Source organism: Capnocytophaga gingivalis (genome assembly GCF_002302415.1).
GTDB classification, from domain to species: Bacteria; Bacteroidota; Bacteroidia; order Flavobacteriales; family Flavobacteriaceae; genus Capnocytophaga; species Capnocytophaga gingivalis.
This window is the reverse complement of record NZ_CP022386.1, coordinates 253,651-271,832: the sequence shown is the minus strand read 5'-3', so window position 1 is coordinate 271,832 and position 18,182 is coordinate 253,651. Positions and strand designations below refer to the sequence as shown.

At 39.4% G+C, this 18,182-nt stretch carries 19 protein-coding genes; 9 read left to right on the top strand and 10 right to left on the bottom strand.

All coding sequences use genetic code 11. The features are described 5' to 3' along the window. The first annotated feature begins 151 nt into the window (after positions 1-151). Positions 152-1,426, top strand: coding sequence for a M64 family metallopeptidase (locus CGC50_RS01350; RefSeq protein WP_095909378.1), 1,275 nt, complete (start codon positions 152-154; stop codon positions 1,424-1,426). Between the two features lie 21 nt (positions 1,427-1,447). After that, positions 1,448-2,752, top strand: coding sequence for a hydroxymethylglutaryl-CoA reductase, degradative (locus CGC50_RS01345; RefSeq protein WP_095909377.1), 1,305 nt, complete (start codon positions 1,448-1,450; stop codon positions 2,750-2,752). Between the two features lie 49 nt (positions 2,753-2,801). Here the strand turns inward: CGC50_RS01345 and holA are convergent, their stop codons facing one another. Further along, positions 2,802-3,803 (bottom strand): DNA polymerase III subunit delta, encoded by a 1,002-nt coding sequence (gene holA / locus CGC50_RS01340; RefSeq protein ID WP_095909376.1) that lies wholly within the window; start codon positions 3,801-3,803, stop codon positions 2,802-2,804. Between the two features lie 32 nt (positions 3,804-3,835). On the opposite strand from holA, the gene CGC50_RS01335 reads away from it, so the two are divergent. The 5 genes from CGC50_RS01335 (at position 3,836) to CGC50_RS01315 (ending at position 6,527) form a co-directional block, all read left to right on the top strand. Further along, positions 3,836-4,276 carry a type I restriction enzyme HsdR N-terminal domain-containing protein gene (locus CGC50_RS01335; RefSeq protein ID WP_095909375.1) on the top strand — a complete coding sequence of 147 codons (441 nt, stop codon included), beginning with the start codon at positions 3,836-3,838 and terminating at the stop codon, positions 4,274-4,276. Between the two features lie 89 nt (positions 4,277-4,365). Continuing rightward, the gene (locus CGC50_RS01330) at positions 4,366-4,959 is read left to right on the top strand and encodes a lipoprotein signal peptidase (RefSeq protein WP_095909374.1); all 594 of its coding nucleotides are present in this window, start codon (positions 4,366-4,368) and stop codon (positions 4,957-4,959) included. A gap of 241 nt (positions 4,960-5,200) precedes the next feature. Beyond that, a complete protein-coding gene (locus CGC50_RS01325) occupies positions 5,201-5,629 on the top strand; it encodes a hypothetical protein (protein ID WP_002668108.1) in 429 nt (142 codons plus the stop codon). An 80-nt stretch (positions 5,630-5,709) separates the two neighbouring features. Then, positions 5,710-6,057, top strand: a complete 348-nt coding sequence (locus CGC50_RS01320; RefSeq protein WP_095909373.1) for a heavy-metal-associated domain-containing protein — start codon at positions 5,710-5,712, stop codon at positions 6,055-6,057. A gap of 38 nt (positions 6,058-6,095) precedes the next feature. Next, positions 6,096-6,527: an RrF2 family transcriptional regulator gene (locus CGC50_RS01315; protein ID WP_095909372.1), complete on the top strand. Its 432-nt coding sequence runs from the start codon at positions 6,096-6,098 to the stop codon at positions 6,525-6,527. Between the two features lie 22 nt (positions 6,528-6,549). Here the strand turns inward: CGC50_RS01315 and CGC50_RS01310 are convergent, their stop codons facing one another. The 4 genes from CGC50_RS01310 to proS form a co-directional block, all read right to left on the bottom strand. Next, entirely contained in the window at positions 6,550-7,143 is a 594-nt protein-coding gene (locus CGC50_RS01310; RefSeq protein ID WP_095909371.1) for a hypothetical protein, read from the bottom strand. Between the two features lie 4 nt (positions 7,144-7,147). After that, complete coding sequence (locus tag CGC50_RS01305) at positions 7,148-8,239, bottom strand: hypothetical protein (protein ID WP_095909370.1); 1,092 nt, start codon at positions 8,237-8,239, stop codon at positions 7,148-7,150. A gap of 74 nt (positions 8,240-8,313) precedes the next feature. After that, positions 8,314-9,066 carry a polyprenol monophosphomannose synthase gene (locus CGC50_RS01300; protein WP_095909369.1) on the bottom strand — a complete coding sequence of 251 codons (753 nt, stop codon included), beginning with the start codon at positions 9,064-9,066 and terminating at the stop codon, positions 8,314-8,316. Between the two features lie 181 nt (positions 9,067-9,247). Further along, positions 9,248-10,726: a proline--tRNA ligase gene (gene proS / locus CGC50_RS01295; RefSeq protein WP_095909368.1), complete on the bottom strand. Its 1,479-nt coding sequence runs from the start codon at positions 10,724-10,726 to the stop codon at positions 9,248-9,250. Between the two features lie 136 nt (positions 10,727-10,862). Here proS and CGC50_RS01290 point away from each other — a divergent pair, with 136 nt between their 5' ends. Then, positions 10,863-11,861 (top strand): hypothetical protein, encoded by a 999-nt coding sequence (locus tag CGC50_RS01290; RefSeq protein WP_095909367.1) that lies wholly within the window; start codon positions 10,863-10,865, stop codon positions 11,859-11,861. A 27-nt stretch (positions 11,862-11,888) separates the two neighbouring features. Continuing rightward, on the top strand, positions 11,889-13,520 hold the full coding sequence (locus CGC50_RS01285; protein WP_095909366.1) for an OmpP1/FadL family transporter: 1,632 nt from the start codon (positions 11,889-11,891) through the stop codon (positions 13,518-13,520). Positions 13,521-13,587: 67 nt separating this feature from the next. Here CGC50_RS01285 and CGC50_RS01280 read toward each other — a convergent pair whose 3' ends face one another. The 5 genes from CGC50_RS01280 to CGC50_RS01260 all read right to left on the bottom strand — a co-directional run bounded on the left by CGC50_RS01280 (position 13,588) and on the right by CGC50_RS01260 (position 18,098). Then, complete coding sequence (locus tag CGC50_RS01280) at positions 13,588-14,766, bottom strand: sigma-54-dependent transcriptional regulator (RefSeq protein WP_095909365.1); 1,179 nt, start codon at positions 14,764-14,766, stop codon at positions 13,588-13,590. A gap of 6 nt (positions 14,767-14,772) precedes the next feature. After that, complete coding sequence (locus CGC50_RS01275; RefSeq protein ID WP_095909364.1) at positions 14,773-15,264, bottom strand: hypothetical protein; 492 nt, start codon at positions 15,262-15,264, stop codon at positions 14,773-14,775. A gap of 99 nt (positions 15,265-15,363) precedes the next feature. Beyond that, positions 15,364-16,095 carry a PASTA domain-containing protein gene (locus CGC50_RS01270; RefSeq protein ID WP_198541619.1) on the bottom strand — a complete coding sequence of 244 codons (732 nt, stop codon included), beginning with the start codon at positions 16,093-16,095 and terminating at the stop codon, positions 15,364-15,366. Between the two features lie 31 nt (positions 16,096-16,126). Next, positions 16,127-16,675, bottom strand: a complete 549-nt coding sequence (locus tag CGC50_RS01265; RefSeq protein WP_095909363.1) for a TlpA family protein disulfide reductase — start codon at positions 16,673-16,675, stop codon at positions 16,127-16,129. Positions 16,676-16,736: 61 nt separating this feature from the next. After that, positions 16,737-18,098, bottom strand: a complete 1,362-nt coding sequence (locus CGC50_RS01260; RefSeq protein WP_095909362.1) for an exonuclease domain-containing protein — start codon at positions 18,096-18,098, stop codon at positions 16,737-16,739. Between the last annotated feature and the right edge of the window lie 84 nt (positions 18,099-18,182).

Sequence of the window (18,182 nt, the reverse complement as noted above, 5' to 3'; positions counted from 1 at the left end):
TATGAGAAAAATATCATATTTTATTCTATAAAAAAATAAATAGACTAATATAAAATAATAAAAAGGATTATCGGATGTAATATTAGGTAGAAATATTTGTTTATTTCAAAAAAAAAAGGTATTTTTGCTAAACAATTAATTCTATTACAAAATGAAAAAAATGATAATCCTTGTGGCCTTACTACTGACAGTGTTGGTACAGGCTCAAAGCTATGATGCTTACTTCACTAAGGAGGCATTGCGATTGGATTTTTACCTTTATGGTACCAAGAGTACAACCTATGCTTCTCTTAAAGGAATGAAGAAAGAACCCCTTTTTGGTGGTTCTCATACCCACCTGATACATCCCAACCAAGGGGAGTACAGAGTACAAGTATTGGAAATAGGCTCTGGAAAAGTGCTCTTCTCCAAGGGAATGGTTACCCTCATGGAAGAGTGGCAGGGCATGGAGACCGATGCTACTAAGACTGAGTTTTTTGAAATACCTTGCCAAACCCCTTTTCCTAAGGGACCAGTAGAGGTAACCTTTGAGAGAAGGACTAAGGAAGGAAATTTCCAAAAGATTTTTACCACTAAGGTAGATCCCACAGACTACAGAATAGTCAAGGAAGCTCCAGTGAAATATCCTATCAAACCTATTTTGCAGAATGGTTCCCCACAGAAGAAGGTGGATATAGCTGTGATCCCAGAAGGGTATACTCAAGAGCAAATGGACAAGTTTGTCGCCGATGTCAAGAGGCTCTTTGACTACCTTTTTGCAACTCCTCCTTATAACAAACACAAGAAGGACTTCAATATTCAAGCTATCTTAGCACCTTCTCAGGAGAGCGGAACAGATATGGAGGGCAGTCCTACTACTTATAAGAATACGTTACTTGATTCTCATTTCTATTCGTTCGGCATGGACAGATACCTCACTTGCCCATCCTTATTCAAGGCTGCCGATGTAGCCGCAGCAGTGCCTTATGACCAACTCTTTGTAGTGGTTAATACCAAAGAATATGGAGGAGGAGCTTTCTATAATGTAATCAATCTGAATGTATCAGACAACAAATACGCAGAAAAGACCTTTGTACATGAGTTTGGACATGGCTTTGTGGGCTTGGCCGACGAGTACTATTATGAAGGTGAAGAAGGTATGGCCGACCGCTACAATCTCAAGGTAGAACCTTGGGAAGCTAATATCACTACTTTGGTTAATTTCCAAAGCAAATGGAAGGATTTGGTTGAAAAACAAACACCTATTCCTACACCACGTACCGAGCAATACAAGAATAAGGTAGGTGCTTTCGAAGGAGGAGGATATCTATTCAAGGGGATGTACAGCCCTATGGAAGATTGTAGAATGAAGTCCATACAAAGCAATGAGTTCTGTCCTGTATGTAGCCGTGCTATAGAGAGAATGATACAGTTCTATACAGAATAATTAAGAAAACGCAGGAAAAGTATGATTAAAGGTTTTTCTAAACTCACTAAAGAAGAAAAACGGCAATGGATATGCCAACAATATCTTAGCGATCCGTCCCAGGCAGAGGTCTTTACCTCCTATGACCTTAGAGACGAGAATCTACAGAAGCTACATGATGACTTCATAGAGAATACAATAGGGAATTATATATTGCCTTTTGCAGTAGCCCCTAATTTTCTCATTGATGGACATTACTATACAGTACCTATGGTACTGGAGGAGAGTTCTGTAGTGGCAGCTGTGAGCAAAGCTGCCAAATTCTGGTCAGAACAGGGAGGATTCCTCTGTCAGGTACGCAGTATGGAGAAGGTAGGGCATATCCATTTGTTCTTCGAAGGAGACAAGCAGGAGCTATTCCAGTTCTTTAGTACTATAGAGCCTTTGTTGTATGAACAAACACAAGGAATTACTGAGAATATGCGTAAGAGGGGAGGGGGAATATCTTCTATTATACTCAAGGATATGACAGATTCTTTGGAGCATTATTATCAAGTCTTTGTCACCTTTCTCACAGGCGATGCGATGGGAGCTAACTTTATCAATTCCTGCTTGGAGAAAATGTCTCAGACTATTGAGCAAGAGGCTATTACTCATCTTTCTCATGGGGCTTTGGAGGTGCTCATGAGCATTCTCTCGAACTATACCCCCCAGTGCTTAGTCAGGGCGGAGGTCTCAGCTCCAGTGAGTAGGATGTCCTTCAATGATATAGAAGGTAAGGTCTTTGCTACCGATTTCACTCGTGCAATAGCTGTGGCCAATGCGGATGTATACAGAGCGGTGACACATAACAAAGGGGTGATGAACGGAATCGATGCGGTGGTGATTGCCACAGGGAATGATTTTCGTGCTGTAGAGGCTGCTGTACATGCCTATGCAGCTAAGGAAGGACGCTATAAGAGCTTGACACAAGCCTATATAAAAGAAGATATCTTCCATTTTAGCATAGAGATTCCTTTGGCTATAGGAACAGTAGGAGGGCTAACCAAGCTTCATCCTATGGTGAAAACAGCCCTACAGATTCTGGAAAATCCTTCTGCAGAAACCCTAATGAAGGTGATCGCTTGTGTAGGTTTGGCTCAGAACTTTGCTGCGGTGAGTTCCTTGGTAACCTATGGCATCCAGAAAGGACATATGAAGATGCACTTGGCCAATATCCTCAACCAATTAGGGGCTACCCCAGCACAGAAACAGGAGATCATCGCTTACTTCAAGGACAAAACAGTCTCCCATAGTGAGGTAGTACAAGCCTTTAATAAGGTAGCAGGAGTAGTGCCTCATGAATAGAACTCAGTGAATACTCATTGGTATTTCAACTCTTTATTTGCATTGTTGCCTAACTAATTGTCATTATGATCATTTCCTTGAGTATATCATAATAGGAGATAGAGCCACTTTCTACCCCCTTGCTTTTGAGATCAGCATTCTTGACAGTCTCCATACAGAAGCTAATTTTCTTTAGGGGATAATTGGCAGCGGCTTGGCGATAATCCTTGAGAAAATAAGGATTGACTCCCATCATTCGGGCGAGTTCGCTCTCTCCCTTACTGGTATTAGTGGCAAAAATAAATAGATTCTTGAAATACCTATATAAGTTTTCTGTGATCATAGCAATAGGATTATCTTTTTGATTCTCATTGAAGTACTTGATAATCTGCATAGCCTTGGCAAAATCCTTTTTACCTAAGGCATTCTGTAGTTCAAATACATTGAAATCTTTGCTGATACCTATATTTTGTTCTATATGTAAGGGGATGATTTTTGTTCCTTTAGGTAGGATTATTTTGAGTTTGTTCAGTTCATTAGCGATACGACTAAGGTCGGTCCCTAAGAAATTGATTAATAGTTGAGCGGCTACTGGCTCTATGGAATAGCCAAAGCCTTTGAGATAGCTATCTACCCACTTGAGAGTCTCACTCTCATAGAGTTTTTTGCTCTCAAGACATACATATTTTTTCAGTTCCTTAGCAAGCTTGGTCTTGCCATCTATCTTACCATATTTGTAGCAGAGGACAAGAATAGTTGTCTGAGAAGGATTTTCTACATAAGGGAGTAGTTGGGAGATGGTGCGACTCAGATCTTGAGCTTCCTTGACGATGATCACCCTTCTGGCAGCCATCATAGGGTACTCACGAGCATAATGGATAATGGTATCTACAGAAATATCTTTTCCATAGACAATCTGTTGGTTGAAGGCTTTTTCATCCTCTCGTAGCACCTCTTGTTCTATATAGTTGCTGATTAGGTCAATAAAAAAAGGTTCTTCTCCTGCCAAGTAATAGATGGGGCTATATTTTTGAGCCTGAAGATCAGCTAAAATTTTTTCTGCTTCGTTCATATGAGTTTGTACTATTTTTGTATATTTGCCCTATGCAAACATTGAATTTCCCGCTATGCGAATTTCGGTTCAAAAGTAGTGAAAATAAACGATATATTTTCGATATTATTCGAAAAAAATTTGTGGTACTCACACCTGAGGAATGGGTCAGACAACATACTATACACTTTCTACTCAAGGAGAAGCACTATCCTCAGTCCCTTATGAGCGTAGAGAAGCGTATCTATATCAATCACTTAACCAAGCGGTACGATATAGTCATCTACCGCTCCGATGGGAGTATTTTTCTTGTAGTAGAGTGTAAGGCGCCACAGGTAGCTATCACCCAAGAGGTGTTTGACCAAATAGCAAGATATAACATGCAACTTCAGGCAGAAAACCTAATGATTACCAATGGTCTGCAACATATTTTCTACCAAGTAGATCTCCTCAAGCAAGCCTATGTCTTTCTCAAGGAGCTGCCAGAATTTTAATTAATGAAATAAAAAATTAATCATTAATCATTAGAAAAATAATCATTAATTTTTCGTATCTTTGCCGCCTAAAAGACAAGTTATACCTTATGAAGTTATCACATGCCAGCCTTATCATTCTATTGATATTAATTGCCGATCAGGCAAGTAAGATATATATAAAAACCCATTTTATGCTTGACCAATCTATAAATGTATTTGATTGGTTTCATATCCGCTTTGTCGAAAACCCTGGGGCGGCATGGGGGATAGGTATCCCAGGAAAGTACGGAAAACTGATCTTAACCTTATTTAGAATGGTAGCCATTGTGGGAATAGGGTATTGGTTATGGGATACTATAAGAAAAAAAGGTTCAAAGATACTTATCATCTCTATAGCGCTGATTTTTGCTGGTGCTTTAGGGAATATCATTGACTCGGTATTCTATGGAGTGCTTTTTGATCACAGTATGAACAATGTGGCTACCTTCCTAAGTGACCATCCTTATGGCTCTCTTTTTCATGGAAAGGTAGTGGATATGCTCTATTTCCCACTTATAGATACTACACTTCCTGACTGGATACCCTTTTATGGTGGACATAGATTTACTTTTTTTGATCCTATTTTCAATATTGCCGATACTTCTATCAGTGTAGCTGTTGGATTGTTGATAATTTTTAATAAGCAAGCATTCAAAAAATAAATTAATAAAAGAATAAAGAATGTCTTATTTTTATAATGAAAATACTGCTTTTGTTATGAATTATTATTGATAAATGCATGTTTTTAACTTTTTAATTTAATGTTTAAAAAGAAGAGAAAAAGGCGAAAAAGAGAAAAATGAAAAAATAAGAAAAAAAAGTAGTAAAAAATTTTTAAATAAGAAAAAAGTTTATACCTTTGTGCGAAAATTAAGCAAGTAAATTAAAGTAAATAGTAATTTTATGGATACAAATTTATTCGAAACGTATGTAAAAGCTATGCACCAAGAAGTGCCAGGTTTTATTTCTATCACTGTGGTAAGTACAAATGATGGTAACACCATTGCTTATGAAGCAGGCTCCAATGTAGATAACCGCTTATCAAGTGCTTTTCAAGTAGAAATCTTGAGACAAGCTACTAAAGCATTAGGATATGTGGAAGGGCTTAATGATAAAAATATAGATCGTATTGAAATCGCCCTTAAGGAACAGCTACATGTATTGTTCTCTTCAAGCAATCGCCAGTTCTTAGTTCACCTAATCCTTGATGGTACTAAGTATAATATTGCTATTACTAAAATGTTACATGAGAAATTCTTCAGAAGTGTAGAAGAAAGTTATGTACCATCTGCAGAAGAACAACAAACAGTGAGAAGAAGATTGTTCTTCTAATCAATGTATTACCCCAATAACAAATTGCTCTTCTAAGTGAAGGGCTTTTTGTGTTGTTACTCTAAAAAACACATTATATCATGAAGTATTTTGTATTGTCAGCAATGCTGTGGGGACTTGTAAGTTGTGGAAATTCGAATCCTAAAGCGACCGATACCCCTTCTCCAGCTCCCCAAAAAGAAACAGTAGCCAAGGAAAACTTGGAAGAGGTAACCCTCAAAATAGAAGGAATGACCTGTGCACATGGTTGTGCGGCTACCATTGAGAAAAATCTCAATAATACCGACGGAGTACAAAAGGCAACCGTTGATTTCGATAGCCAGACAGCCGTAGTTTCTTTCGATAAAGCCAAACTTTCCAAAGCATCCATTATCTCTGTCATAGAAGAGAGCAATGGGGGAGAGGCTTATAAAGTAATCTCTCAATAGGAGACCTATAATATAGTAGTAAAGTAAAATAGTTAAAAATGTTATCAAATTCTAGCAAATATGCTATCAATGCGGTGCTTTATTTAGCCATAAATTCCTCTGTAGATCGCAAAAAAGGTGTCAAGGAAATATCCGAAGCGCTGCATATTCCCACTGCTTTTTTGGCCAAACTATTACAGATATTGGCTAAAAAGAAAGCCATATGTTCAGCTAAAGGTCCTGGAGGAGGCTTTTATATCACTCCAGAAAACCTCAAAGCTCCTTTGGCTGATATAGTCCGCTATATAGATGGCGGGGACAAGTTCTCTATCTGCCTACTTGGGATTAGATCCTGCTCGGAGGAAACACCTTGTCCTATGCACTATGCAGTAAAACCCTTCAGAGATGAGTTCCTACAAGAATTAGAACGACATAATATAGAATATTTTGCTGATAAGATAAAAAGAGGAGAGGCCTATTTGATCATATAATGATCATAGGCCTCTGGCTTTTTTAGAAATGAAAGTTTAGCTGAATATTTCCTATCTTCGCCAACCGACTCTCCCACCACTGCTCCTTTGCATTGGGGTCAAAACTGTTGTTGTCTTTGCGAAGATTATACTTGATGAAAAATCCAGGTTCTGTGGAGATAGAAAAATTCTTATTTAGCTGATATTGTATACCGAGGAATGGATTTATAGCGATACTGGTAAAGTGTTGTTTCCTATCCTTATAATATAGATATCTCCCCCATAGGTCTATTCCATAGTAGAATTTCCAACTCTTATAATCCTTAAAGAGCTTATCCATTCCTACCTTTAGTGCTATCTCATAGGTACTATCTTTGTTGGATTCTGCTCGGTAATCTCCAGCTATACGATATGCTATGGTAGGACATTTCAGATAGCGATATTCCAATAGAAAGCTATTGCTATCAGTAGGAAAAGCAGAGTTAACGAACCGAGAAATTCCTATTCCTATCTGATGAGGGTAGAAAGTCTTCGTTTTTAGGGAGTCTGTCTTTAGGGAGTCTCTACTAAAAACAACATTGCTCTCTTGAGCGAGAGCAATGTTCATAAATAATACGATTAAAAAATATTTTTGCATGTAATTATTTGTCAAATCGTTTGAAAATCTCAGTTACTCTTTTTTCAAAATCAGAGACATATTGTTCAGCTTTTTCTCGACTTCCATCAGAGTATATAAAGTAGATTACTCCTTTGCCATTTTCTTTTTCATATTTTACATCAGCAATTTTACTATTACCTCTGTATAGATTGGCTTTTACAAAAGTATTGATTTCATCAGGAGTAAGTTCGTGATTTTGATCTTTTGTTATCTTATTGATACTTTTTGCATCTACCACTCCTTTAATCTGTAATTCGCCCTGAGTAGCTACAAAAGAAATATGGTCAACTACTTCCATACCAGTAAGATTTTCATAATCAGCTGTATTGAGTTTCACATCAGCATGCAAAGCAGTAGTACAACCCTCTGCAGAAGTGAAAGCAAAGTCAAAAGCAAAATTACCAGCTCCTTGTTCTCTGAACTTAATTGTGGTAGTGAAAGGATTGGTAAAGATAGAAAGGCTTACTTCTGTAGGCATGGTGAAGTTAGTACCCTTCTTATAAGAAGCCTTGTTGAGGGTTACTTCGAATACTTTGGTACCATCTACAGTAATAACCCCATGAGCCTTGGTAGGAAGAAAAGATTCTTCTCCTTCATAAGATACAGAAGTATCTTCATATTGGTCTATGATAAGTAGTCCATTATTGGTAGTAGCTTCTTTGGTAGCAGGGAATTTTAGAGTAATATTAGCACTATTGGCTGTCTTTTCCCATAGTTCCTTGTTTTTACTCCATACATAAGTACCTTTGAGTGCTTCAAACTTGAATTTGTTAGTTCCATCTCGTAGGGCATCTGCATAGTGTTGGTTGTCAAATTTTTCTCCTAAGATATTGAACCATGTCTCCTCTCCATTAGGATTATTTCTGTCGAATCCTTTGAAAAGACCATCATAGAAGAAGTTAGCAAAGCCTCCATCATTGGCTTTTTTAAGGCAGTTGTAGAAGTTGTCCATAGTACTTTTTACTATGGCTTTGGATTCTTCAGGAGTATATACTTTATCTCCCTCATCGTCTTTTCCACAAGTAGCGAAAAGAATACTACCTAAAAAGGCAATAGCAATGTTTCTTAATTTCATGTTTAATTTTCTTTAGAAATTCGTTGCAAATGTATAATTTTATAAATATATGTACAAATAATTTAACATTTTATTCAATTTCCTAGCAGGTGTCTGATTTTCATACTAATAACTCCAAAGACGGCTTCTCTAATGATTGAGAGGTTCATCTTTGACTTTCCGCGTAGGCGATCGGTAAAGACGATGGAGATTTCTCGAAGGCTGAATTTCTTTACATAGGCTTTGTACTTCATTTCTATTTGGAAAGCATAGCCTACAAACTTGATTTTGTCGAAGTCAATATGTTCCAATACTTCTCTTCGATAGCAGATAAAGCCTGCTGTGGGGTCTTGTATTTTCATTCCTGTAATAAGCTTTACATAGAAAGAAGCCCCATAAGAAAGTAGAATACGCCTTAGTGGCCAATTGACTACATTCACTCCCTTGATATACCGAGAGCCTATGGCCATATCGGCATGTTCATCCTTGCAGGCTCTGTATAGGCGGATGAGGTCTGCTGGGTTGTGCGAGAAGTCGGCATCCATCTCGAAGAGGTAAGCGTACCGTTTCTCACTCTGAAGTCCCCAAAGAAAGCCATGTATATATGCTGTACCTAAGCCTGATTTTTCTTGCCTTACTGTAAGGAATAAGCGATCAGGGAACTCCTTTTGGAGCTCCCTTACCTTATCAGCGGTACCATCGGGGGAATTATCGTCTACGATAAGTATATCGAAATGAGGTGCTTGTAGGAGCGTTACTCGTATAATACTCTCTATATTCTCTATCTCATTGTAGGTGGGAATAATCACCAAGCTGTCTGAAAATATTTCTACTAATGAAGTAGTCAATTTTAATAATTAATTATTAATGTTCAATGATTACTATTTTCTCGTTAAAATTGATAGTCCTTGAATCTATTAAAGAACTTACAATTAAATGTTTATCAATTCAAAAGTGTTTCTATTTTCATAGACCAATTTTTGATTAATGTACTCATCTGTTAATTAATCATTGAACATTAATCATTATTTAATATGCTTTTGCGAATAATACACGTCCTTTGGAAGGTTTGCCTGAATAGATACAAGTACCTGCTTCCTCTTTTTGGTCTAAAGGAATACAGCGAATGGTCGCTTGTGTCTCTTCTTTGATCTTTGCTTCCGTCTCAGGAGTACCATCCCAGTGGGCAGAAAGAAAACCTCCTTTGCTCTCAAGTATTTCTTTGAACTCCTCATAGCTATTAACTTCAGTGATATGACTATCACGGTAAGCTAAAGCTTTTTGGAAGATATTCTCTTGTATATCCTTAAGGAGTTGTTCTATGTGTGCAATGATGTTATCTCCAGATACACTCTCTTTAGTTAGGGTATCACGACGGGAAACCTCGTAGGTATTGTTTTCTAAGTCACGTTGTCCAATAGCTAAGCGTACAGGTACTCCTTTGAGTTCGTATTCATGGAACTTGAATCCTGGTTTTTGAGTGTCATCATCGTCGAATTTTACACTGATATTACGTTCCTTGAGAGCCTTCATTAGTGGGGTAATTCGCTCACGGATGGCTTGTAGCTGCTCTTCTCCCTTGTATATAGGTACAATGACCACCTGTATAGGAGCCAAAAGTGGAGGTAGTACTAAGCCATTGTCATCACTATGACTCATGATCAAGGCCCCCATAAGTCGGGTAGAGACACCCCAAGAGCTTGCCCATACGTAATCCAAGACTCCTTCTTTGTTGGCAAACTTTACTTCGAAGGCCTTGGCAAAATTCTGCCCCAAGAAGTGAGATGTACCAGCCTGCAAAGCTTTTCCATCCTGCATGAGGGCTTCTATACAATAAGTATCATCAGCCCCAGCAAAGCGTTCACTCTCAGTTTTATGTCCACGAATCACAGGGACACCCATATATTTTTCTACAAAGGTAGCATATACATCGTTCATTTTTTGGGCTTCTTCCACAGCTTCCTCACGTGTGGCATGGGCGGTATGTCCTTCTTGCCAAAGAAACTCAGCGGTACGTAGGAAGAGGCGAGTGCGCATCTCCCAACGCACAACATTTGCCCATTGGTTAATGAGCAAGGGAAGGTCACGGTAGGACTGTATCCAGTTCTTATAGGTATTCCAAATAATGGCCTCACTGGTGGGGCGAACAATAAGCTCTTCCTCCAGTTTTGCCTCTGGATCTACCATAAGTTTTCCTTTTTGGTTAGGGTCTGTCTTGAGACGATAGTGCGTTACTACAGCACACTCTTTGGCAAAGCCTTCGGCATTTTTTTCCTCCGCCTCGAAATAACTTTTGGGGACGAAAATAGGAAAATAAGCGTTTTGGTGTCCTGTATCCTTGAACATTTTGTCTAAAATGTCCTTCATTTTCTCCCAAATGGCATATCCGTAAGGCTTGATAACCATGCAACCACGCACGCCTGAATTTTCGGCAAGCCCTGCTTTTACTACTAATTCGTTATACCACTTAGAGTAGTCTTCTGCTCTTGATGTTAAATTTTTACTCATGCTACTATGTTTGGCACAAAAATTGTATATTTGTGCAAAAGTACAAAATAATTTTGATACTGTGTTCTCTTTGGAAATGATATTTTTTAAGAAATAACACAAGTTGTTGAAAACAAATGTTTTAAATTACATCACTATGAAAAAGACGACAATTATTAATTATGGTGTAGGAGCTTTGATAGCTCTTACAGGCCTTACCTCTTGCGCAGGGGTATATACCGGTATGGGATATGATGATGGTATTTATGGGGATAAAGCACCTCGCCCTTCCTATGAGAGGGACGACTATGAGCGTGCTCCACGTACTTATCGCGAACAACTAAATCAGAAGATAGCTGAGTATAAGGACTTTGAACATCAGGTACAGCGTCCATCTCCTTCCTATACTCCTTTGACTAATGTAGATGGTTATCGCACAGATAGTTCCTCTCAGGCCCCTACTTACAATTCCTATGGCAGTTGGGGAGAGAATGCGCGCCCCTCTCAGGTGAATGTCTATAACTACAGCGGTTGGGGCTCTCCTTACTATTGGGGCTCTGGCGCTTGGGGAGGTTATTATTCTTCCTCCTACTACTACCCTCGTAGTGGCTGGAGCTGGGGTATCTCTCTAGGTTCTTATGATCCTTATTGGAGCTGGCGCTACTATGACAGTTATTACTATCCTTATTATTACGGGTATAACTACTATTACCCTTACTATTATGGATATAATTATTACTATCCTTACTATGGGTATAACTACTATTACCCTTATTATGGATATGGCTATTATTATCCTTCTTATCGCTATGATAGGGAAAATAATAATTACTATTACCAAGACCCTTATGGAAATACTTCTCGTAGGTACTCACCTACTAATGGACGTCGAGGAGATAGTAATCGTTATGACAACTATAACTATGATCGAGGTACTACCCGTTCTTATGACAACTCTTCCCGATCTTATCATGAGAATTATAACAATTCCTCAAGAGGGTATAACTATGGCAACTATAACAATAATAGTTATAACAATTCATATGATAATTCTTCCCGCTCTTATCATGAAAGCAGTAGCTATGGAGGAGGAAATAGTGGAAACAGCGGGAATAGTGGAAATAGTGGCTACCAAGGTACAAGAAGAGATTATTAATCAATTATAAGTAAAAATAAATAGAAAATGAAAAAAAATATACTAACCATAGGTTTTTGTTTAGCAACTACCTTTGCCTTTGCCCAAAATCATACTGATGGATTGCGTTATTCTATGGAGGAACTCTCCGGAACAGCACGTTTTAAGGGGATGAGTGGGGCTTTTTCCTCCTTGGGAGGTGATTTTTCCTCTATCTCACAGAATCCTGCAGGGAGTTCTATTTTTACCAGAACAGAGTTGTCTTTTTCTGCAGGGACAGCCTTTACTGATAATAAGGCCACTCTCTTAGGCGGCACAGCGAATGGAAAAAATAGCATTTCTTCCAATGATGTGTATCTCGGCCAGTTCGGGATCGTATTTCCTATTCCTTTAGGTGATGAAGGATGGCGAAATATGACTTTTGCTTTTAACTATCAACAAACGAATAATTTCAACCCTAATGATTGGGGATATACCTATACTCCTGATAAAAACATGGGGGATTATTTTGTAAATAGAGCCAATGGTATCACCCAGCAGAATCTTTTCCTGAATAACTACTATAAGTCAGGAGGTCAATGGGTAAGAGAGTTTCAGGGATTGAACAATATCTATAGTCGCATGGGGAGAGCTCCTCAGCCTGAAAAATATCGTGATGCCTTGCTTGGATATACTGCTGGCTTGATTGGTCCTAAGACAGCTCCAGATGGAATCCCTCCAACAGCAACGGATTCAGAGGCTAATGCAGCTTTGAACGAAAGAGAATATAAGAAAAATATCTCCGATGGGGCTACTACGATGCGAACTATCAATCAATATAGCGAAGGAGGGGTAAACAAATACAATTTTAACTTTGGGGCACGCTATGATTTCTTTTCCTTTGGGATCAATCTTAACTCTCATAGGGTAGACTATAGGGTAGTTTCTGAGCAAAGAGAAGAATATCTTAACAATACTGCTAATATACGCTCGGCTGTTTTCCAAAATGACCTTAAAACTACAGGGAGTGGATTCTCTATGCAGTTGGGAGCTATCGCTGAGGTATATGAGGGAGTGCGTATAGGGCTTAGCTATACTTCTCCTACTTGGTATACGCTACAAGATGAGACCTCACAGGCTCTGTGGACAAATACCTCTGACAATAGAACCTATCCCGCTACACCAAATGTAACTAATATTTACGAAAAATACCAATTCCGTACCCCTGGGGCTTGGACAGTGGGGCTTAGCTGGGTTTGGAACAAGCAGCTGATCGTAAGTGGGGATTATACCTATAAGGGGTATGGAAATATGCGCTTTACCACCGATGATCTCAGGTCAGAAAACACTGTGATCCAAGATCTATTGGGCGATACTTCTTCCTTGCGTTTTGGAGCGGAATACCGCTTACCAGTAGGTAAAACAACTCATTTGTTCTTCAGAGCAGGAACACGCTATGAACAAAGTCCTTATAAAAAAAGTTATTTCAAAAATCTCGGTCAGGATCGTCCTATGGATGACCTCTATGGATTCTCTGGGGGGCTTGGCTTATCGTTCTCTGGATTGCGCTTTGACCTCTCCTATGACCGTGCTACACGAACCCACCAACAAGGACTTTACTATGCGACCAATAGTGATAGGGTAAAGGTAGACAATACTTTGGATAACCTTTTACTCACCGTATCTTTTAAGCTTTTTTAATTTGTTGATGTAATAGATGAAAAAGAGGCTACCCTTTTTTAGGTAGCCTCTTTTATGCTTTTTTTTATTATTCTTTGCCTCCAAAAGCTTTTACATCTTTTATAGTGACATCTCCTTCGGAGAGGATTAGCAGGCGTTCCACTACATTTCTCAACTCTCGAATGTTCCCTGTCCAATCATATTGCTGGAGCTGTTCTATAGCCTTGGGTTGGAATTTTTTGCTGGTGGCTTGTTCCTCATTGATTTTATCTGTGAAATAGCTAACTAATAATGGAATATCATCTCGCCGCTGGTTCAGTGAAGGTACTTCCAAAAGAATAACAGCCAAGCGGTGGTACAAGTCCTCTCGGAAGCGTCCTTGAGCAATTTCCTGTTTGAGGTCTTTGTTGGTAGCAGCAATTACTCGTACATCTACTGAAATATCCTTTTCACTTCCTACTTTGGTGATTTTCTTCTCCTGTAGGGCACGTAGCACCTTGGCTTGTGCCGAGAGGCTCATATCACCAATCTCGTCCAAGAAGATGGTACCCTTGTCTGCTGCTTCGAACTTACCTACTCGGTCTTTTACAGCCGAAGTGAAAGAGCCTTTGATATGTCCAAAGAGTTCACTTTCTATTAGTTCAGAAGGGATGGCGGCACAATTGACCTCTACCATAGGCTGTGAGGCACGCTCACTACCTTGGTGCAGGGCACGGGCAACGAGCTCTTTACCAGAACCATTAGGACCTGTGATGAGTACTCTTACATCGGTAGGAGCTACCTTTTCGATCATTGCTTTGATCTTTTGGATAGGAGCACTTTCTCCTATCATTATATCTGTGGCAGTGGTCTTCTTGCTTGTCTTCCCTGTAGCTTTGGGCTTTTCTTCCTCTTGGGGCTGGGGTGTCATAAGGGCATTGCGTACAGTAGTGAGTAAGCGATTCAGGTCAGGTGGCTTGGCTATATAGTCAAAAGCTCCCATTTTCATCGCTTGTACAGCTGTTTCCAAGTCGCCATGTCCAGAGATCATCACTACCCTAAGGGTAGGGTAGAGCGCTTTAGCTTCCAATAGTACTTCTAAGCCATCTTTCTTAGGCATTTTGATATCACAGAGCACCAAGTCATAGGCTGTTTCGCGGATTCTCTCCATGGCTTCCTGACCATTGCTGGCCTCTGTTACCTCATAACTCTTGTCCTCCTCACTCAGGATACTGCCCAATACCCGTCGGATAGAAGCCTCATCTTCTACTAGTAGTATTTTAGGCATAGGTTTTTATTTTACATCAATCACCAGGGGAAGTACAAACTCAGAGGATACATTTACTTGATTCTTCTTAGCTGGAATAATAGGAGGGAACTTTTCTGTTTCACTCCTTAACAAGTCTTCTAAGGAAGGAAGAAGTTCTTTGGTTTTCTCGGACATTTCGACTTCTTTTACACTAATCATACCTTCGTTGTTGATCAGTAGGGTTACTTTAACCGTATCAGAAAGTGCATCACCGATGGCCAATTTTTGGCTGTTGAGCATTTCTTGGTAAAGCTTGGAGAGGTTTCCAGTGAAGCACTTGAGTTTTTCGTCCTTAGTGGCAATGTCCTCACACTCTTTGAAGGATGGATTTTCGTCCAGATCCTTTCCTAAGGCCTCAAAACGTTCTGCCGCCATTTTTTGTTCTTGCTCTTCCTGAGTCACTTCGGGTTCTGCGGGCTTACTCTCTTGGCAAGCATAGAGACTTACGCAGAGTATGGATAATAATATTTTTTTCATAAAGCTATCTTTTTAGGGGGTAAAAATACAATTTTTTTCTTTATATATTTTGTATGTTGAAAAAAGGTTTATCTGTAACCTATACTATTTTATAACTAATTAAAAATCAATGCCTCCATTATCTTTTCCATCTCCTGTATTGGAAGTATCACCATTGGGGAGGGTTGCGTCGGGGTTGGAGGCATCGAAGCCATTACCACAGACTATATCTATTTTGGAGTTTTCCAAGAGCTTATCTCCTGCATAGAGTACTTTTTTCCCGTCCTTATCGAGGGTTCTGGGTTTTACTTCTTTTCCCCTATAGAACATCTGGAGCACCATATCCTTACCTATATTATTGACATAGGTAATCTTTCCCACTTGGAACTTAGCGGATTTTAGGTTATCCTCAGCGGTAGAGAGTGGCATTTGTATCACATTGGGCACAGTGATCTTGCGATAATTGGCAGGATTGAGTGTTAGGTATATTTTTCTATCTTTTTTTACTTTTTCATTGGGTTCAGGGGTTTGGCTTACCACAGCATATTTGGGAAGATTTGGATCATAAGCCGCTGAATCAATCACTTCATAGCGTAAGTGATTTTTTTCTAACAGTTCCTGTGCTTCACTTAGGGTAAGGACTTTCTCTACTTTCCCTCCTTTTTCACTCATCTTGGGTGTTAGGTCAGGCACCACGACAAACTCGCCATGCCTTGTCCAGCTATCAAGCGAGAGAAGGGCAATATATATAAGCCCAAAGATCAGCAAGAAAGCTAAAAAAAGTTGAAATCCCCAGAAGCGAACATTCTTGTTCTGCATCAAAGAGGAGAGATAGGCTTTTATTTTTTCCATAATAGGTATTTTTACGTTTTTGATAAATTCTTTAGTTAAGCAAATGGTCAATACACTCATGTACCTTGTCACTATTCCAACGGGTGTTGCCAAATCCCTGAGCGACAACTTTATTATTTTGATCTATAATATACCCCGAAGGAATTTTTTCTGGGTCAAAAGGCATTTTCACGTCTTGAATAAGGTAAGTGACCTTGAAAGTGAACTTTCGATCCTGTTGTTTCTGCTCTACAGGCTCAGGAAGCTCGTTAGTAATGATATAGAAATCAACCTTTTGGTGATATTTATTATAGAGTTTTTGTACCCCAATAAGGTCAGCTATACTCATAGCTCGCCATGAGGAAAAGAAATAAACAAACTTCACCTTACCATTTGAGCGAGTGAAGGGAAACTGCTTGTTATCCCTATCCTTGAGAGTCCAATCAGGGTCTATACTATATTGTTTGTCCTTGGGTAAAATCTCTACAGAGGATGCAAACAATCTCTGTAAGAGGATCTTGGATTCATAACCTAAGTTGGTTACAAAGAAGGACGCAATAAAAGCAAAAAGCAATAAATTCAAAACGGTACGTTTCTTCATCAGTTATCGTTGTTTTTAGGGGCAAAGGTACATAAAAAAAATGGTACAGAGGCAAAAGATGTTAATCTTTTATAGGAATTTGTTTTGCAAAGGGGTGCTTTCTCAGGTAATATTCCAAAAGATGTGCTTTCTCTGGCGTGTGCTCGATAGGGAGAATGAGTTTTTGGAGGATTTTTTTCGAGAGCTGATAGTTCAGTTCTATGAATCCGTACCCTCTCAAGCGCCCTTCTTCTATGTAGATAACACTGCGCTCCTGAACACTACGCCCTTTATCCATGATGACAAAAGTTCTTCCTGCAAGTGTATAATGCTCAAGGGCTTGATGTACTCTTTGGTTGTAATCCTCTACAGCTTCGTCGCCCATACAAGCCCCTGCACACTTACCTATAGAGTGGTTGTAACAATAGGTACGTGCCTGAGAAAAGCCATTAAGCTTGGTGCAGAGCTCATAGCGTTCGGTCATCTCAAAGAGTAGGTTAAGCCCCTCTTCCTGACTTTCAAAGATAGCCAAAGCCTCTTGTTTAGGCGTCCTTAATTCCACCGAAAGGCATAAGTAACCCCGCTTATCCTTATGAGAGACCAAGGCAAAGGGAAAGGTTTTTTTCTTCTTCTTTGTTTTGAAATGAACGGTTATGTGTTTGTGTTCTTCCTCCTGCTTGAGGGTTGCTATTAGGTCTGTCCCTGTAAGTTCATACATGACCTTTCCTACTTGCTGTTGTAGAAAAATATCTCTCTTTCCCTCACCTGTAAAGTGTTCATTGACACGTTTGCGGATATTCTTACTTTTGGACATATACAAGAGCTTTCCCTTCTTATCATATAGGTAATAGATTCCTAATTGGTTGGGTAGTCCATCGAGCATGGAAAGCAGATGCATGGGTAGGGGAGAGAGGTCTTGCTTGACAAACTCACTGAGGGCTATCTTTTGCGTATCCCTATCCAAAAGGAGCTTGAAAAGGTGTACTGTAGCCATAGCATCTCCATTGGCACGATGCCTATTGAGTAAAGGAATTCCTAAAGATCGGGAGAGCTTTCCCAGACTGTAAGAAGGTTCTTCGGGCAGTAGTCGCTGGGACATCTCCACTGTACAGAGAGTACTACGCTGATAATCAAAACCTAACCTACGAAACTCTAAACTCAGTACTCGATAATCAAAAGAAGCATTGTGGGCAACCAAAATGCAATCTTCGGTAATCTCCACAATACGCTTGGCTACCTCATAGAACTTAGGTGCCTGGCGCACTGTTTTGTTGGAAATCCCTGTGAGTCGTACCACAAAATCGTCTATTTTTTTCTCTGGATTGATCAGTGAGATGAAGCGGTCGGTCACCTTTTGTCCATCAAAACGATAGATAGCAATCTCCGTAATAGCCTCTTCTCCCATCTTTCCTCCAGTGGTCTCTATATCTATAATTGCGTACAAAGCTGTTTTTTTAGCGAGGGCAAAGTTAGTAAATACCTATCGTAAAAACAAATTATTCCTCAGAAATAAAAAATATAAAAAAAA

Coding starts and splice junctions, on each gene's coding strand:
- CGC50_RS01270 (WP_198541619.1), bottom strand. CDS start 16,095: ATGGAAAAAATAAAAGCCTATCTCTCCTCTTTGATGCAGAACAAGAAT.
- CGC50_RS01350 (WP_095909378.1), top strand. CDS start 152: ATGAAAAAAATGATAATCCTTGTGGCCTTACTACTGACAGTGTTGGTA.
- CGC50_RS01315 (WP_095909372.1), top strand. CDS start 6,096: ATGTTATCAAATTCTAGCAAATATGCTATCAATGCGGTGCTTTATTTA.
- CGC50_RS01330 (WP_095909374.1), top strand. CDS start 4,366: ATGAAGTTATCACATGCCAGCCTTATCATTCTATTGATATTAATTGCC.
- CGC50_RS01345 (WP_095909377.1), top strand. CDS start 1,448: ATGATTAAAGGTTTTTCTAAACTCACTAAAGAAGAAAAACGGCAATGG.
- CGC50_RS01290 (WP_095909367.1), top strand. CDS start 10,863: ATGAAAAAGACGACAATTATTAATTATGGTGTAGGAGCTTTGATAGCT.
- CGC50_RS01305 (WP_095909370.1), bottom strand. CDS start 8,239: ATGAAATTAAGAAACATTGCTATTGCCTTTTTAGGTAGTATTCTTTTC.
- CGC50_RS01335 (WP_095909375.1), top strand. CDS start 3,836: ATGCAAACATTGAATTTCCCGCTATGCGAATTTCGGTTCAAAAGTAGT.
- CGC50_RS01265 (WP_095909363.1), bottom strand. CDS start 16,675: ATGAAGAAACGTACCGTTTTGAATTTATTGCTTTTTGCTTTTATTGCG.
- proS (WP_095909368.1), bottom strand. CDS start 10,726: ATGAGTAAAAATTTAACATCAAGAGCAGAAGACTACTCTAAGTGGTAT.
- CGC50_RS01280 (WP_095909365.1), bottom strand. CDS start 14,766: ATGCCTAAAATACTACTAGTAGAAGATGAGGCTTCTATCCGACGGGTA.
- holA (WP_095909376.1), bottom strand. CDS start 3,803: ATGAACGAAGCAGAAAAAATTTTAGCTGATCTTCAGGCTCAAAAATAT.
- CGC50_RS01320 (WP_095909373.1), top strand. CDS start 5,710: ATGAAGTATTTTGTATTGTCAGCAATGCTGTGGGGACTTGTAAGTTGT.
- CGC50_RS01325 (WP_002668108.1), top strand. CDS start 5,201: ATGGATACAAATTTATTCGAAACGTATGTAAAAGCTATGCACCAAGAA.
- CGC50_RS01310 (WP_095909371.1), bottom strand. CDS start 7,143: ATGCAAAAATATTTTTTAATCGTATTATTTATGAACATTGCTCTCGCT.
- CGC50_RS01275 (WP_095909364.1), bottom strand. CDS start 15,264: ATGAAAAAAATATTATTATCCATACTCTGCGTAAGTCTCTATGCTTGC.
- CGC50_RS01285 (WP_095909366.1), top strand. CDS start 11,889: ATGAAAAAAAATATACTAACCATAGGTTTTTGTTTAGCAACTACCTTT.